Source organism: Candidatus Zixiibacteriota bacterium (assembly GCA_029860345.1).
Classification (GTDB): Bacteria; Zixibacteria; MSB-5A5; order GN15; family FEB-12; genus JAJRTA01.
The window spans coordinates 105,664-121,098 of the sequence record JAOUBJ010000017.1 but is presented as its reverse complement, the minus strand read 5'-3'; the positions used below and the strand labels follow the sequence as shown (position 1 = coordinate 121,098).

Annotated in this window: 12 protein-coding genes and 1 tRNA gene; 12 read left to right on the top strand and 1 reads right to left on the bottom strand. The window is 55.2% G+C overall.

From position 1 onward, the window contains the following. The first annotated feature begins 46 nt into the window (after positions 1–46). From OEV49_15540 to OEV49_15520, 5 genes are all read left to right on the top strand, one after another. On the top strand, positions 47–850 hold the full coding sequence (locus OEV49_15540; protein ID MDH3892479.1) for an aminoglycoside 6-adenylyltransferase: 804 nt from the start codon (positions 47–49) through the stop codon (positions 848–850). A gap of 677 nt (positions 851–1,527) precedes the next feature. After that, complete coding sequence (locus tag OEV49_15535) at positions 1,528–2,448, top strand: carbon-nitrogen hydrolase family protein (GenBank protein MDH3892478.1); 921 nt, start codon at positions 1,528–1,530, stop codon at positions 2,446–2,448. Between the two features lie 278 nt (positions 2,449–2,726). Then, positions 2,727–3,704, top strand: a complete 978-nt coding sequence (locus tag OEV49_15530) for an ROK family protein (GenBank protein MDH3892477.1) — start codon at positions 2,727–2,729, stop codon at positions 3,702–3,704. Beyond that, entirely contained in the window at positions 3,701–4,099 is a 399-nt protein-coding gene (locus OEV49_15525; protein ID MDH3892476.1) for a hypothetical protein, read from the top strand. The genes OEV49_15530 and OEV49_15525 overlap by 4 nt, the downstream gene beginning before the upstream one ends. A 77-nt stretch (positions 4,100–4,176) precedes the next feature. Continuing rightward, positions 4,177–4,249: transfer RNA gene (locus OEV49_15520), tRNA-Phe, on the top strand. Between the two features lie 90 nt (positions 4,250–4,339). Here the strand turns inward: OEV49_15520 and OEV49_15515 are convergent. Further along, a complete protein-coding gene (locus OEV49_15515; GenBank protein MDH3892475.1) occupies positions 4,340–5,275 on the bottom strand; it encodes a hypothetical protein in 936 nt (311 codons plus the stop codon). A gap of 732 nt (positions 5,276–6,007) precedes the next feature. Here OEV49_15515 and metH point away from each other — a divergent pair. The 7 genes from metH to OEV49_15480 all read left to right on the top strand — a co-directional run bounded on the left by metH (position 6,008) and on the right by OEV49_15480 (position 15,376). Beyond that, positions 6,008–9,685 (top strand): methionine synthase, encoded by a 3,678-nt coding sequence (metH, locus tag OEV49_15510; GenBank protein MDH3892474.1) that lies wholly within the window; start codon positions 6,008–6,010, stop codon positions 9,683–9,685. Positions 9,686–9,751: 66 nt separating this feature from the next. Further along, positions 9,752–10,693, top strand: coding sequence for a methylenetetrahydrofolate reductase (locus OEV49_15505; protein ID MDH3892473.1), 942 nt, complete (start codon positions 9,752–9,754; stop codon positions 10,691–10,693). A 291-nt stretch (positions 10,694–10,984) separates the two neighbouring features. Next, positions 10,985–11,938 (top strand): Gfo/Idh/MocA family oxidoreductase, encoded by a 954-nt coding sequence (locus OEV49_15500; GenBank protein MDH3892472.1) that lies wholly within the window; start codon positions 10,985–10,987, stop codon positions 11,936–11,938. Positions 11,939–12,074: 136 nt separating this feature from the next. After that, positions 12,075–13,130: a dTDP-glucose 4,6-dehydratase gene (gene rfbB, locus OEV49_15495; GenBank protein MDH3892471.1), complete on the top strand. Its 1,056-nt coding sequence runs from the start codon at positions 12,075–12,077 to the stop codon at positions 13,128–13,130. Positions 13,131–13,142: 12 nt separating this feature from the next. After that, positions 13,143–14,033 (top strand): glucose-1-phosphate thymidylyltransferase RfbA, encoded by an 891-nt coding sequence (gene rfbA, locus OEV49_15490; protein MDH3892470.1) that lies wholly within the window; start codon positions 13,143–13,145, stop codon positions 14,031–14,033. Continuing rightward, positions 14,023–14,919 (top strand): dTDP-4-dehydrorhamnose reductase, encoded by an 897-nt coding sequence (rfbD, locus tag OEV49_15485; protein MDH3892469.1) that lies wholly within the window; start codon positions 14,023–14,025, stop codon positions 14,917–14,919. Before rfbA ends, rfbD begins: the two co-directional genes overlap by 11 nt. Then, complete coding sequence (locus OEV49_15480; GenBank protein ID MDH3892468.1) at positions 14,909–15,376, top strand: dTDP-4-dehydrorhamnose 3,5-epimerase family protein; 468 nt, start codon at positions 14,909–14,911, stop codon at positions 15,374–15,376. Before rfbD ends, OEV49_15480 begins: the two co-directional genes overlap by 11 nt. Positions 15,377–15,435: the final 59 nt, after the last annotated feature.

Below are 15,435 nucleotides of genomic sequence, written 5' to 3'. Positions count from 1 at the left end.
CCATTTATGGGCTTGCCTGCTCCTTCCCAATCATCTATCCTGGTGGATGTTCCCAGCGTCGGTTCCCGCAGTCCATCGACAGTTTCTCCAAAACATGGTCAAGTCAATATGCCACGATACTCGAATCGTCGGTGTCGCTATCGGTGGATCGTACCTTAACGATTCCATGGACGAATTCAGTGACCTGGACCTCGTGATTGCCGTTGAGTCTCGCGATTACGATGAGGTGATGGATAATCGCCGAGAGATTGCCGCTTCATTCGGAGTTCTCCTGGCCGCCTTCACCGGTGAGCATGTCGGTGAACCGCGCCTGCTCATTTGTCTGTACGATGAGCCGCTGGTGCACGTCGATCTGAAATTCGTGGCTCTTGATGATATCGCGAAACGGGTCGAGAACCCGGCCATACTTTGGGAGCGCGTGGGACGCATGTCTCAAGCGCTAAAGCACGGCAAGGCGGAGTTTCCATCACCCGATGCCCAGTGGATAGAAGACCGTTTCTGGGTCTGGGTGCACTATATTGCGGTGAAGATAGGCAGGGGTGAGCTGTTTGAGGCCATCGACGGCTTTTCTTTTCTGCGTGGAAAGGTGCTGGGACCTCTGTGTCTTCATCGTGCGGGAGGTTGTCCATCGGGGGTGCGAAGAATCGAGACTGTGGCGCCGGAGTTCGCGCACAGGCTTCGCGGTACGCTTGCGAGCTACGATGCCGCCGATTGCTTTCGTGCCTTGCGAGTCTGTGTTGAGCTTTACCGATCTTTGCGCTCCTCAGATGGCGAGACGAAGCTTGGAGACCAGGCCGAGAAAGCGGCGATGGAGTACCTGACGACAATGGAGCAACGATGCGGGCTTTAGGCGGTGTCGACAGATGGTAGGTGGTGCTTTACCTCTCCGCCCCATACAAGGTTGAGGCGGCCATCCGTCGTGTGTGCCAGAGGCGAATGAGCGCGGCAATCTCATTCATGCTTCGACTCCGCTCAGCATGAGGTTGTTGTCTGATCGCGTAGCGGCGGGGCTTGTCTCCGCCTGACTGCCGTGCCGACCTGACTTCAGTCCGGATATCAAGATTGTTCATGCCTCGACTGCGCTCGGCATGACACTGATAAATCGGTTTTTTGGGCTTCGCTCGTCGATTTGCGATTGTAATTCTTGTTAAAACAGGGTCCCAGACTTGCAGTCCCAAGACTGGATTCTGGCCTTCGCCAGAATGACACAGAGGTAACTGTCCCAAAGCTCCGCGGTGTTGCCTCATTATCACGCGCTTAGCACCTTTCAACCTCACCCTGAGCGGAGTCGAAGGGTGCACGGTCAAGCCGTATCTTTGTGTCTTCGACACTCTCCAGAGATGGGTGCGTAGCACGAAGGAACAGGCTTGCCTGCTGGCCCGCCGCCCCAAACAAGGTTTGAGACGGCCACCCGGGGATCACGAAGTCAATCCCCACACCATCCATTGACATTTCGGTTTCATTTGAACACTTCTATAGTTACCGTGTTTAGGCATGATAAGTTAATTGTAATCCTCAGGAGCCAATGTGAGCAGTACACCGACACCATTCAAAGTAGCCGCCGTGCAAGCCAGTCCAGTGTTCCTCAATAAAGAGGCATCGGTCGAGAAGGCTTGTCAACTAATCGTTGAAGTGGGTAAGAACGGCGCATCGCTGGCCGTCTTTCCCGAAGCCTTTATCTCCGGCTACCCCGACTGGGTGTGGGTCCTGCCGGCCGGTAACAAGGCGGCGATAAGCGATCTGTATGCAGACTTTCTCGCCTCGGCCGTGACTATTCCGGATGAGTCAACCGCGCAACTTTGCAAAGCCGCCAAGAGCGCCGGTATCTATGTCGCTATCGGGATCAACGAACGAAACAGCGCCGACAGCAACTCAAGTGTCTACAACACGATCCTGTATCTCAGTCCATCCGGCGAAATCATGGGACGCCACCGCAAACTGATTCCGACCGGGGGAGAGCGTCTGATGTGGGCGCCCGGCGACGGCAGTACCCTGGTCAGTTTCGATACAAGTTTGGGCAAGTTGGGCGGGCTGATCTGCTGGGAGAATTTCATGCCGTTGCCTCGAATGGCTATGTATCAGGCAGGTGTGCAACTTTACGTAGCCCCCACCTGGGATCAGTCTGAGGCCTGGCAGGTGGCCATGCGTCATATTGCACGCGAGGGTGGCATGTACGTAATCAGTGTCGCACCGGGTATGCACAAGGATGACATCCCGGACAAATATGACTACAAGAATCTTTACCCGGAAGACAAAGTCTGGGTAAACCAGGGGAATAGTCTGATCGTCGATCCGACCGGTGCGATTATCGCCGGACCGGCCAACTCGGTTGCTGAGATTCTCTACGCCGAGGTTGACCTGTCGACGATTCCAACGCAAAAGTGGATGTTCGATGTGGCCGGTCATTATTCACGGCCGGACGTCTTTGATTTTGGTGTGAAGGGGTGAACGACCCCTAAATGGGTTCTTGGCCCTTCGCGCCTGTCTCTGAAAAAGGTGGAGCTGCCAAGACACGGCTTGACCATGCACCCTGCGATTCCGCTCAGGGTGAGGTTTCCACCCGCCGAGTCTGAAGACTCAGCGGGCACAATCTGTGGAATCACAAGCCGCGTAGCGCAAGAGTGATTTATCACACCCCGGTTTTGCCTTGACAGGATTGAAACTACCCTCTTATAATGGCCGAGGACTAAAGATGTGCTCATAACATCTGTGCAAGGAGTAGGTCGTTGGCCGAGCCTGTGAAGAATATCTACGCCGGAATCGATATCGGCGGCACAAACATCAAGTTCGGGCTCGTCGATGAAGACGGCCTGGTCGTTCACCGCCAACAGCGTCCGACCATGGCTGACAAAGGCCCCAAGGTGCTTATGCATCTGGTTACAAACATCGCCGAGGAGTTGCTTCTGCATGCCGCCGAGGAGGACCACCAGGTCAAGTGGCTTGGTGTCGGCAGTCCCGGGGCGGTCGATGCCGAGACCGGCAAGGTTATCGGCCCCTGTCCGAACATCGACGGTTGGCAGGGAACTGAGATCGGTTCGGTTCTGGGTGAACGATTGAACATGCCGGTGCACGTCGACAATGACGCCAATGTCGTGGCTCTGGCCGAGTCACGTTTCGGGGCGGCGGTCGGTTCCAGATCGATAGTCTGTGTTACGGTCGGCACCGGGATCGGCGGCGGTATCGTGATTGACGGCAGTTTGTGGCGCGGCTCAAGTCATTCGGCGGCCGAGTTGGGGCACATGTCAATCTGTTATGACGGCGTTCGGTGTTCCTGTGGACGGGCCGGGTGTATTGAAGCCTACTGTTCCTGTGATGCCATAATCAAGCGGGCCCGGTCCAAACTGAAAAAGACACCGACACCGGTCTTCGACTCGTTATTGGATGGCGACCTCGATAAATTGACCATCAAGAAACTGTTCAAGGCCATCAAAAAACACGACAGCGTGGCGCGGGAAACTCTGGATGAAACAGCCAAGTATCTCGGCACTGGATTGGCCGGGGTAGTGAATCTTCTCAACCCGCAGACCGTAGTCATAGGTGGTGGAATGGCCGACGGTGGCGGTGGTTTTGTCGACGCCGTGGCCCGAGAAATAAAAGAACGCGCCTTCGCTTCGGCCGTACAAGATCTCAGAGTGGTTAAAGCCAGCCTGGGCAACGACGCCGGTTTTATCGGCGCCGGACTTTTAGGAGAAATCAAAAGATGAATGACACTGCTGCAAATCAACCAACCCGCCCTGTTGACCGCCATCCTCTTACCATCACCCTGGCCGGGTTTTATGCGTTTATGTTCGCCGGGCTGTTCCTGCTTTATGGCGGGGTGAAAGTGGTTTTGAGTTTTCTCGATCACAGCTACGATGATTTGGCGCAGCCGATCATTTTTGTGATCATCGGGCTGGGACTGCTGGTACCCGCATTTGCTTTCAGGGAGTATAAGCGATGGGGCTACTGGGGCTTGGTCTGTATTAACGCGGCGGTGGTCATTCTGGCCGCCATCGGCTATGAGCAGTATGAAAACCTGGTATTATTGGTTCTTTCGGGAGCGGCTCTGTACACACTGTTTGCGCCATCGACCAGGGAGTTTTTGACCAAACATCGCTAAGATTTCATTTGACAACATCCGACAAAGCAATAAATTGCCATTTCCAAATTGGTCACGTTTAAGTGACGCATTAAGTTGGCGCCCTAGCTCAGTTGGTAGAGCAACGGACTGAAAATCCGTGTGTCCGCAGTTCAATTCTGCGGGGCGCCACTTTTTTTTGTCAGACCAATTCCGATTCAGAGTTCTCTTGCAGGGCGGGCCCGTCATCGCGTGCACGACGTGGCGTGGACCCGCGCACGTCTATGGAACCCACATAACGTCGTCCACGTAGAAGCTGATTCCGCCACCCTTACCAGTGATCATAAAAGGGCAGAATATCTTAGATCGATCCACGCGGCTGAATGTGTTGCCGGGTATGACTACTCGCTGCCATGTTTCGGGCGAATCGGAATCCCAGCCGTGCTTCCCAATTAGTACAGGAGATTTGCCGCCGGTCGTATCATCTTGCTGAACTTCCACCTTCAGATCGACCGGTGTCTTTACCCAGAACTCAAGACTCCCATGATTTGAAAGGTCAATAGTGTGTGCTGCTATTAGCACATGCGACTCGGTAAAAGCGCCAAGAAACACACCCCAACCCGAAAAGTTAGTCCGGCCATCTCCGACCGTAACCGCATAGCACTCCACACCCTCCGGAGCATCCCCTGATACATAGTTGCCATCTGACATTAGGCCATTGGTGCCATTCCACGTCCAAACATGGCCGGCAAGGTCGAGGTCACTATAGACCACGAAAGTGTCTGGTGGTGGCGGTGGCGGAGCTATGATGGTCAAAGAGTAGCTGCAACTTCGTATTTCGCCATCTCCGCCGGTGCCCTTTATCTCTATACTATGAACCCCGGTAGGTGCGTCCGGCCCCGCCACTATCTTCATAGTTGATGTGTATTCTGGTGCAGGTTGCTCGAATGGGGGAGAGAAGTCAATGGCCACACCGGATGGGTTTTCACCGGTACTGAGCCTGACCGAATGACTGTATCCGTGCATACTTCGTACTGTGATCGTCGCCTGGTTTTCGCCACCCTGTTGGGCTGTGCCCTGAACAGGACTAACCGAAATCTCGAAGTCGGCTGCAGATGGAATCAACCAAGCGCCCAGTATCACGCCAATGATAGCAACCACCGCGGGGACCATTATCATTGGGTTTGCGTAAAAAGGTCTGCTTTCATTGTCTGACACTATGGAGGTCTCCTTTGACGAGGTTTGGTTCAGAGGTTCAAATCAATATGTTGACTGAAGCCACTGACCTGTTGCTGCCAGCTACTTCTTGGGCGTTCAACTACTGGCCACCTGTCGTCTCAAGGTAAACTGCCTTCAAATAGTACCGAATGCGGACAAATCGGTCAAGGAAGAATTAGGCGGAGTATAACACGTTACGGCAGGTCTTGCGAATCACGCGCTAGCGGATTCGTGTGACCTGCCGCTCACATCACAGTGCGTAGTGGCGGGCCTTGTGTCAGCGGTGGGAGACAAGCCCCCACCCTACGCGGCAAACCTAACCTCATGCTGAGCGGAGTCGAAGCATGAACGCTGTCGTCCTCTTGTAGGTCGAAACCCCTGACCCGAAGGGGCGTCCTGAGCGTAGGCGAAGGACGGGTTTCGACATCTTGGGTCACAAAGACAAAGCCAAAGAGTCACGCGGCCATAAATGGCTTTCAAGGCGCGTGATGTCGAAACCACAGGGGTTTCGACCTACTGTTAAGAGGGGTTCGTCTTTTGGGTCGGAGCTGAAGTGCGGCAGAACCAGAAGCGGTTCTGCTCTACAAAGATAATCATCAACGGTCCACTTTTCGCTGTGCAATCATCCGTTTCTCCCGTATTATTCCTAACCCCTTCTTGCGCTGATCCGATGAAGTGGGGAAGGGGTGGTTGGCAGGTTACAGGCGTAGACGAAATCACAGCGAGGCTCGAATGTCGGCAAGGTCGGACAATTCAATCGCCGAACAGCTTGAAAAGCGCATCCTTGTGCTCGACGGAGGGTACGGGTCGCTGATCCAGTCGCACGAGCTGGCCGAAGCGGACTATCGTGGTGAACAATTCGCCGATCACCCGGTTGACCTGCGCGGCAACGGCGACATCCTGAGTCTGACCCGCCCGGATGTAATCACCGGCATCTACGAAGCCTACCTGAAAGCCGGCGCCGACATTCTCACCACCAACAGTTTCATCGCCAATAGTATCTCACAAGCCGACTACCAAACCGAACCGTTTGTGCACGACATGAACGTGGCCGCAGCTCGTCTGGCCCGCGCAGCAGCAGATCGTGCTGCTGAGAAGGACCCATCAAAGCCGCGTTTCGTGGCCGGATCGCTGGGACCGACAAACCGCACCTGCTCAATCTCACCCAACGTTGAAGACCCGGCCTCTCGTAACGTCACGTTCGATCAACTGGTCACTGTCTACAAAGAGCAAGCGGCGGCGCTGCTTGAAGGCGGTGTTGACGTTCTGATGGTCGAAACGATCTTCGACACGCTCAACGGCAAGGCAGCCCTGTTTGCCATCGCTGAACTGTTCGAGGCCGGCGCGCGCGAGGTGCCGGTTTGGGTCTCCGGAACGATTACCGATGCATCCGGGCGCACTTTGTCGGGCCAGACCACCGAAGCCTTCTGGATTTCGGTGGCCCATGCCGCGCCGCTTCTGGTCGGTTTGAACTGCGCACTGGGCGCCGAGGCATTACGCCCGCACCTGAAAGCGCTGTCGAAAGTGGCCGACACTTTCGTGACCGTTCATCCCAACGCCGGGCTACCCAACGAACTGGGCGGCTACGACGAAAGGCCCGAGCAAATCGCATCAATGTTAAAAGAGTTCGCCGAGGCAGGGCTGGTCAATATCGTTGGCGGATGCTGCGGCACGACACCCGAACACATCAAAGCCATAGCAGAGGCCGTCGCCGGTATCGCCCCGCGTCGGGTGCCGGTTGTTCCGACGCGCTGTCGCTTGTCCGGGCTGGAAGCGTTGGAGATTCGTCCCGACTCGTTGTTCATCAATGTCGGTGAACGCACCAACGTGGCCGGTTCGGCGAAGTTTGCACGACTAATCCGCGAAGACAAGTATGAAGAGGCGTTAAAGATCGCCCGTGGCCAGGTCATCGGCGGTGCGCAAATCATAGATGTCAACATGGACGCCCCGCTTTTGGACGCGGTGGCGGCCATGACCCGCTTTCTCAATATGGTGGCCTCGGACCCGCAGATCAGTCGCGTTCCCGTCATGATTGATTCTTCCGATTGGTCCGTAATCGAGGCCGGTCTGAAATGCGTACAGGGGAAAGGTGTGGTAAACTCGATCAGCCTGAAGGACGGCCAGGAAGAGTTTCTAAGACGGGCTAAGTTGGTGCGAAAGTACGGTGCTGCGGTTGTGCTGATGGCTTTCGATGAACAAGGGCAGGCGGACAGCTATCAGCGCAAGATCGATATCTGTACGCGCTGTTATCATCTGTTAGTCGAGAACGGTTTCCCTCCCGAAGATATTATCATAGACCCGGCCATACTCACCATCGCCACCGGGATGGATGAGCACAACGATTATGCCGTCGGTTTTCTCAAGGCCTGTCGCACGATCAAAGAGACACTACCGCATTGTCTGGTCAGTGGCGGCGTGAGCAACTTGTCGTTCTCGTTCCGAGGTCATGACGTGGTGCGGGAGGCCATGCACTCCGTCTTTCTTTATCACGCTGTCCAGGCCGGGATGGACATGGGCATTGTCAACGCCGGTCAGTTGATCGGCTACGAGGACATCGAACCAAAACTGAGGCAGGTGGCCGAAGATGTAATCCTGAACCATCACCCCGAGGCCACCGCTCGGATGGCCGAACTGGCCGAAGGGACCTCGCGCAAGAAATCCAAACTTGCTAAAGACGACGACTGGCGAGGCTGGGCGGTGACTCAGCGATTGTCTTATGCTCTGGTGGCCGGGATTGCCGACTTTATCGAGGAAGATGCCGAAGCGGCACGGCGCGAGATGGGCGACGCACTACTGGTGATCGAGGGACCCCTTATGGACGGAATGGACAAAGTGGGGGAGCTGTTCGGGTCCGGGAAGATGTTCCTGCCGCAGGTAGTGAAGACGGCGCGTGTAATGAAAAAGGCAGTGGCTGTCCTGACGCCTTATCTGGAAGCCGAAAAAAAAGAGAGCGGGGAGTCTTCGCGCGGGAAGATTCTGGTGGCCACGGTCAAAGGGGACGTGCACGATATCGGCAAGAATTTGGTCGCCGTGGTTATGGGTTGCCATGGCTACCGGGTAGACGATCTGGGTGTGATGGTGCCGGGTGATAAAATACTGGATACTGCGATTGAGGGCGAGTACGATATCGTCGGGTTGAGCGGTCTGATCACGCCCTCGCTTCAGGAGATGGTCGAGGTGGCACGGGAGATGGATCGACGCGGGATGGAGATGCCGCTCTTGATCGGCGGCGCCACAACTTCACGACTGCATACCGCCCTCAGAATCGATCCGGCTTATAACGGTCCGGTCAACTATGTGGCCGATGCTTCTCGCTGCCCCGGTGTCGTCGCCGATCTTCTGGATAGCAGTGGGCGCGACGACTTCGTGCGGACTACCAAGAGTGACTATGCCTACCTGCGTGAGAACCGAGCCGCCAAGACCAAGACAATCGAACTGATGTCACCGTCGGAGGCTTATGAGCGAAGGCCGATACTTGATTGGGAGGAGTTCACACCGGCTGAGGTCGCTTCGCCGGGTATTACTCTTTTTGAAGATTATCCGATTGCAGAAGTCGTGCCCTATATCGACTGGACGCCTTTCTTCAATGTCTGGAAACTTCCGGGGCGCTACCCGAATATTCTAAGCAGTGAAAAGTACGGCGCCGACGCGCGCAAACTGATGGACGATGCCGAGTGCCTAATGGCACGTTTGGTAGGTGAGAAGTTGCTTACCGCGAAGGCGGTGCTTGGTCTTTTCCCGGCCAACTCGACTGGTGAGGATATCGAGCTTTACACCGACGACTCACGGCGAGAAGTTCTGACCGTCTTTCACATGCTAAGACGTCAACAGCCGCTCAAGGAAGGGGGCAGTGTAAGCCTGGCCGATTTCGTCGCCCCCAAAGAGATGGGAGTTGCCGATTACATGGGTGCTTTTGTGACCAGCGCAGGATTCGGTGTCGAGCAACTTGTTCAAGAGTTCGACCGCGACCACGATGACTACAGCGCCATCCTGACCAAGGCGTTGGCCGATAGGTTGGCCGAGGCCTTGACCGAAAGGCTGCACGAGCGCGTGCGCCGGGAATTCTGGGGCTACGCGCGCGATGAGATGCTGGACAATGAGGAGTTGATCCAGGAAAAGTACTATGGAATCCGACCGGCGCCGGGCTATCCGAGTTGTCCCGATCACACTGAGAAGAAGACACTACTGACCTTGCTGGATGCCGAACGCCGGATCGGAGTTGTTGCAACGGAGAGCTTTGCATTGTCGCCGGCTGCCACCGTTTGCGGATATTATTTCGGCCATCCGCAGTCGCATTATTTCCCGCTGGGAAAGATTGACATGGTGCAGTTACAGCAATATGCCGAACGTAAGTCAATGCCTCTGGACCAGGCCAGGCGTTGGCTGGCGCCGAACCTGATTGACGAATGAAACTTTTTGTGAGCTTTTTGGTTTGGGCGGTGTAACGTCCGATGAGAAGAATGGAATCATGATACGATGTTTGTAACCGAACGAGTCTATCGAAGCAGTGGCCCGATGTTCAGCTACGAAATCATCCCGCCGCCGCGGGGGAAATCGGCGCGGGATATTCTTGATGTGGTCGAGCAGATTCTGCCGTTCGATCCGCCATTCATTGACGTGACCAGCCACAGCGCCGTGGCTCAATACGACGAACTTGATGACGGCACTATCCGGCGTCGAGTCAGCCGCAAAAGACCGGGTACTATGGGCATGTGCGCGATCATTCAGAACCGGTACAATATCGACACCGTCCCGCATATACTCTGCCGGGGATTCACGCGCGAAGAAACCGAAGATGTTATGATTGAGCTTAGTTTCCTGGGTATCCAAAATGTTCTCGCCGTGCGCGGCGACGAGAGAAACTACGATAAGAACGTCGGTGGCAGTCGAACCGTTAATGCATTCGCTAACGAATTAGTGGCGCAACTCAACGATTTGCGGGCGGGAAAGTATTTGGAAGATGTCGAGAACTCGGATCCTATTGAGCATTGTATCGGAGTATGCGGCTATCCGGAGAAACATGTCGAAGCGCCCAACCCCAAGACGGACATTGAGCGTCTGGTCAAAAAGGTTGAAGCCGGGGCGGACTATATCGTGACACAGATGTTTTTCGACAACCGGAAGTATTTTGATTTCGTGGCCGACTGTCGAGAGGCCGGGATTACCGTCCCGATCATACCCGGTCTCAAGGTAATGAAAAGCGCGCGGCAACTAGCCAGCTTACCTCGGAATTTTCATATAAATCTGCCGGATGCACTGGTAGATGAGATCACTGAGAATCCAAAACATGCCAAGACGATTGGCGTGGAATGGGCGGTAAAACAGTGTGAGGAACTGTTCAACCAAGGCGCCCCTTGTATTCATTTGTATGTCCTGGATGATGTCCGCTCGGTGCTGAAAGTGGTCAAACAGTTCTAGGAAGACCTCACTCGGGGTGTGGGTGGTCTAGGTCCTCGTGGGCCCTTCGACTCCGCTCAGGGTGAGGTGGAGGGGTGCCCAGGGTGAGGTGGAGGGGTGCCCAGGGTGACACGGTCAGGCCGCGGTATTCGCGCTTCGCGCGCTCTTCCTGAAACTCGCTTGAGAGTGCCGGCCGACGGATAAATTCTGAGCTGAGCAAAAAGCTCTTTGCCCAGCGCCTCTCTGTCGGTATAATCTCTGCGACATAGATTAGAATCGGCGGCCAGACCTGCCGCAGTTTGAGGAGAGTAAATGCCAAGCAATTTCGCCCTTACCGGAGCATCCGGATACATAGCCCCGCGCCACCTGAAGGCGATAAAAGAGACCGACAACAGATTGATCGCCGCTGTCGATCCCCACGATTCGGTGGGTGTCCTGGACGGCTATTTCAGGGATGTGGCCTTCTTTACCGAATTCGAACGATTTGATCGGCACATCGAGCGGCTGCGCCGCCAGAATTCCAATAAGGCAGTGCAGTATGTAAGCATCTGTTCGCCTAACTACCTGCACGATGCTCACGCTCGGTTTGCGTTGAGGGTCGGGGCGCACGCGATTTGTGAAAAGCCGCTGGTGTTGAATCCATGGAACATCGACGCCCTGCAGGAATTGGAGCAAGAGAGTGATCGCAATATCTATACGGTGTTGCAATTGCGAGTGCATCCAGCTCTGGTTGCCTTGCGCGAGAAGCTGAAAACTGTCAAGACAAAGAGCAAACATAACGTGCGGCTGACCTATATTACCTCGCGCGGACCATGGTACCTGGTGTCGTGGAAAGGTCAGCCGGAGCGTTCGGGCGGTCTGGCTACGAATATCGGCGTGCATTTTTTCGATCTGCTCATGTGGCTGTTCGGAGATGTCCAGAACAACAAGGTGCATCTGGCCACTCCCAATCGTGTAGGGGGATCCATCGAACTCGACAACGCCGACGTGCAGTGGTTCCTGTCAATCGACTCAAACGACCTGCCGGAAGTGGCTGTGCAAAAAGACCAACCGACCTATCGCTCTATTACAATAGACGGGGAAGAGGTCGAGTTCTCCGGCGGATTCACCGACTTGCACACCATGGTATACCGCGAAGTGTTGAGCGGGCATGGTTTCACCCTGGATGATGCCCGACCATCGATTGAGTTAGTCCACGACATCCGTAACGCCCAACCGACCGGCATCACGGCCGACTCGCATCCCATGCTGCGCGGCGACAAATAGAAACGCCCCCGCCGTTATCACTGGCGGTTGCCGAGCCACGCTTGTCAACCGACTCATCACACGCGATCAAGTTTTAGTTGAAAAGGTCCTCGCGCTTCAGTATCTCACCGGCGATGAGTGAGGAGTACAAAAACCCGTGAGTGAGCTTAGGCGACGAGTGGCGGTTACAGGTGGCGCAGGTTTCATCGGCTCGAATTTGCTGTTGCACCTGGTGCCCAGGTATCCCGAATATCTTTTCGTTAACATCGACAGTCTGACTTACGCAGGGAATCTGAGAAACCTCAGTTCACTTGAAGACTGCAAGAACTACCGGTTCGAGAAACTGGACATCTGCGAACAATCGGCTGTTCTGCATTGTTTCGAGCGACACCAAATCGACAGCGTCTTACATCTGGCGGCTGAATCGCATGTCGATCGTTCAATCGACGGCCCCATGGTTTTTGTTCTGACCAATGTCGTCGGCACGGCCAACCTGCTTGAGGCGGCTCTGGCCCGGCATCGCCAGTCGGGACGGTTTCGTTTTCTCCACGTTTCCACCGATGAAGTGTATGGTTCGCTTGGACAGAGCGGTTTCTTTGCCGAGACAACTCCGTACAATCCCAACTCTCCATACTCGGCATCGAAAGCAGCGGCCGATCATCTGGTGCGTGCCTACCACAAGACGTATGGTATGGACACGGTGACCACCAACTGCTCGAACAATTACGGACGCTACCAGTTTCCGGAGAAGCTCATCCCGTTGATGATACGTAATGCTCGTGAAGGACTAAAACTACCGGTCTATGGCGACGGTCTGCATGTCCGTGATTGGCTCTACGTAGAAGACCACTGCCGAGCGCTGGATATCGCATTCCACAAGGGAAAGGCGGGTGAAACATACAATATCGGTGGCGACAGTGAGCTTACCAACATAGAACTCGTGAAACTCGTCTGCGAGTCATTGGATGACAAATTGGGGGGAGGTCCACGTGAGCGGTTGATCGAATTCGTGACGGATCGTCCCGGACACGATCGCAGGTACGCCATCGACGCCTCAAAAATCAAAAGAGAGCTTGGCTGGATGCCCAGTGTCTCTTTTGAAGAGGGACTTGATGCCACTATCAAATGGTATCTTGACCACCAAGTGTGGCTTGAAGAATGTATCAGTGGCGAGTACAAGAACTACTATGCCAAGATGTATGCCAATCGTTAGTCGGAGGTTCAGATGACCAGCCAACTGTCCAAGGGGATCATCCTGGCCGGCGGTAGCGGCACCCGCCTTTATCCGGCCACCCATGTTGTGTGCAAGCAACTCTTGCCGGTGTACGACAAACCGATGATCTACTATCCGCTGTCGACCTTGATGCTGTTTGGCATTACGGAAATCCTCTTGATCTCGACACCCGAAGACACGCCACGTTTTGAAGAATTGCTCGGTGACGGTCGACCTCTCGGACTGAACATCAGCTATCAGGTACAGCCGAAGCCGGCCGGGATTGCCCAGGCCTTTCTCATAGGCGAACAATTCATTGCGGGAGACCCGGTGGCTTTGATCTTGGGCGACAATATCTTCTACGGCGCCTACGATTTCTTGCGGGCGGCGCGTTCGTTCGATGCAGGGGCGGTTGTTTTTGGGTATAACGTCAGCGATCCCGAGCGGTATGGTGTGGTCGAGTTCGATGCCTCGGGTAAGGTCGTATCAATCGAAGAGAAACCCGAAAACCCAAAGTCGAATTACGCCGTCACCGGGCTGTACCTGTACGATTCGGAAGTGGTATCGGTTGCCCGGTCACTGAAGCCGTCGGCACGCGGCGAACTGGAAATCACAGATGTCAATCGCGAGTACCTGAAACGAGGCTCCCTGCAGGTGGTACAGTTGGGACGCGGAATCGCCTGGCTGGATACCGGCACCTACGGCAGCATGCTCGATGCCGGCAACTTCATCGCCACTATCGAACGGCGGCAAGGTCAGAAGATCGCATGCATTGAAGAGATAGCTTATCGTATGCGGTTCATCAACAAAACGCAGGTGCAGTCGCTGCTGGGCAACATGGTCGACAACGAGTACAAGCGGTACCTGAGCGAGGTCATCGCTGAGGTTGATCGTGGCCTGTGATTTTCTGATCACCGGCTGCCGGGGTCAGCTTGGCAGCGATTTGATGAGCCTCTTGGCCCTGGAGCACTCTGTTCACGGTATTGACATAGAAGACTGTGATGTTACCGATCGTGAGGCCGTGCTCAAAGCAGTGGTCGAGGCCGGCCCGCAGGTCGTCCTTCACACCGCAGCCTACGCAGAGGTCGATGAGTGTGAAGCAAACCGCGAGCAAGCCATGCTTGTAAACGCCGAAGGAGCCGGCAGTGTGGCTCTGGCCTGCCGTGATGTCGGCGCCCGAATGGTCTACTACTCCACCGATTACGTATTCGATGGCAAGTACGACCGACCTTACACCGAGGATGATCCACCAAACCCGGTAACCGTGTACGGTCAGTCAAAGCTTCAGGGCGAACGAGCCGTGCAGGCCGTGTTGGATGATCCTATCATCATGCGCATATCCTGGGTCTACGGACGCAAGGGGCACAATTTCGTCAAGACCATGATCAGACTCGGTCTCAAGCAAGTGGCGGCGCGTGAGGCGGGCAACGATGTAACAGCTTTGAAGGTCGTTGATGATCAGGTCGGTAATCCGTGCTGGACTATGGACATCGCGCGTCAAACTCGCGTGGTGCTGGCCGGACACTTGAGCGGATTGCTTCACGCTACATCAGAGGGCGAAACCACGTGGCATGGCCTGGCCCGGGCGGTATTCGGAATTTTAGCCATGGATGTGTTGCTGCAGCCATGCACTTCAGCCGAGTTTGTCCGAGCGGCGCAACGGCCGGTGCGATCAACTTTGGACAACACTCGCCTGGCCGCTGCCGGGCTGAATGTCATGCGTAACTGGAAGACGGCCTTGGAATCATTCCTGCACGAGGAAGGCAAGGAGCTTATCCGTGAATGTTAACATCGAAGGTGTGGTAGTACGGTCGATCACCAAACACAACGACACGCGCGGTTGGCTTTTGGAGTTGTTCCGTAGCGACGAAATCGAGCCGGATGTTCTCCCGGTAATGGCCTATGTATCGATGACCAAACCGGGTGTTGCGCGTGGCCCGCACGAACATGTCGAACAGACCGATCTATTTGCATTTTTCGGTCCCTCGACTTTTCGCGTTTACCTCTGGGACAATCGACCGGAGTCGGCCACATCCGGCGCCAATGCTGTTTTTGAGGTGGGCCGGGACAACCACACTTTGGTAATCGTACCGCCCGGGGTTGTGCATGCCTATCGCAATATCGGTCGGATCGATGGCTTGGTGTTCAATGCGCCTAATCGACTGTACACTGGCGAAGGACGCAGCCAGCCGGTTGATGAAATCCGCCACGAAGACGACCCCGAATCGAGGTTCCGGCTGGACTGAAGTGATAAACCACTTCTTTGCGCTTCGCGGTGATAAATCACTTCTTTGCGCTTCGCGCG

Excerpts from the sequence above, each read along its gene's own strand:
- OEV49_15540 (MDH3892479.1), top strand. The coding sequence starts at position 47 with ATGTTCCCAGCGTCGGTTCCCGCAGTCCATCGACAGTTTCTCCAAAAC.
- OEV49_15525 (MDH3892476.1), top strand. The coding sequence starts at position 3,701 with ATGAATGACACTGCTGCAAATCAACCAACCCGCCCTGTTGACCGCCAT.
- metH (MDH3892474.1), top strand. The coding sequence starts at position 6,008 with ATGTCGGCAAGGTCGGACAATTCAATCGCCGAACAGCTTGAAAAGCGC.
- OEV49_15505 (MDH3892473.1), top strand. The coding sequence starts at position 9,752 with ATGTTTGTAACCGAACGAGTCTATCGAAGCAGTGGCCCGATGTTCAGC.
- OEV49_15500 (MDH3892472.1), top strand. The coding sequence starts at position 10,985 with ATGCCAAGCAATTTCGCCCTTACCGGAGCATCCGGATACATAGCCCCG.
- rfbA (MDH3892470.1), top strand. The coding sequence starts at position 13,143 with ATGACCAGCCAACTGTCCAAGGGGATCATCCTGGCCGGCGGTAGCGGC.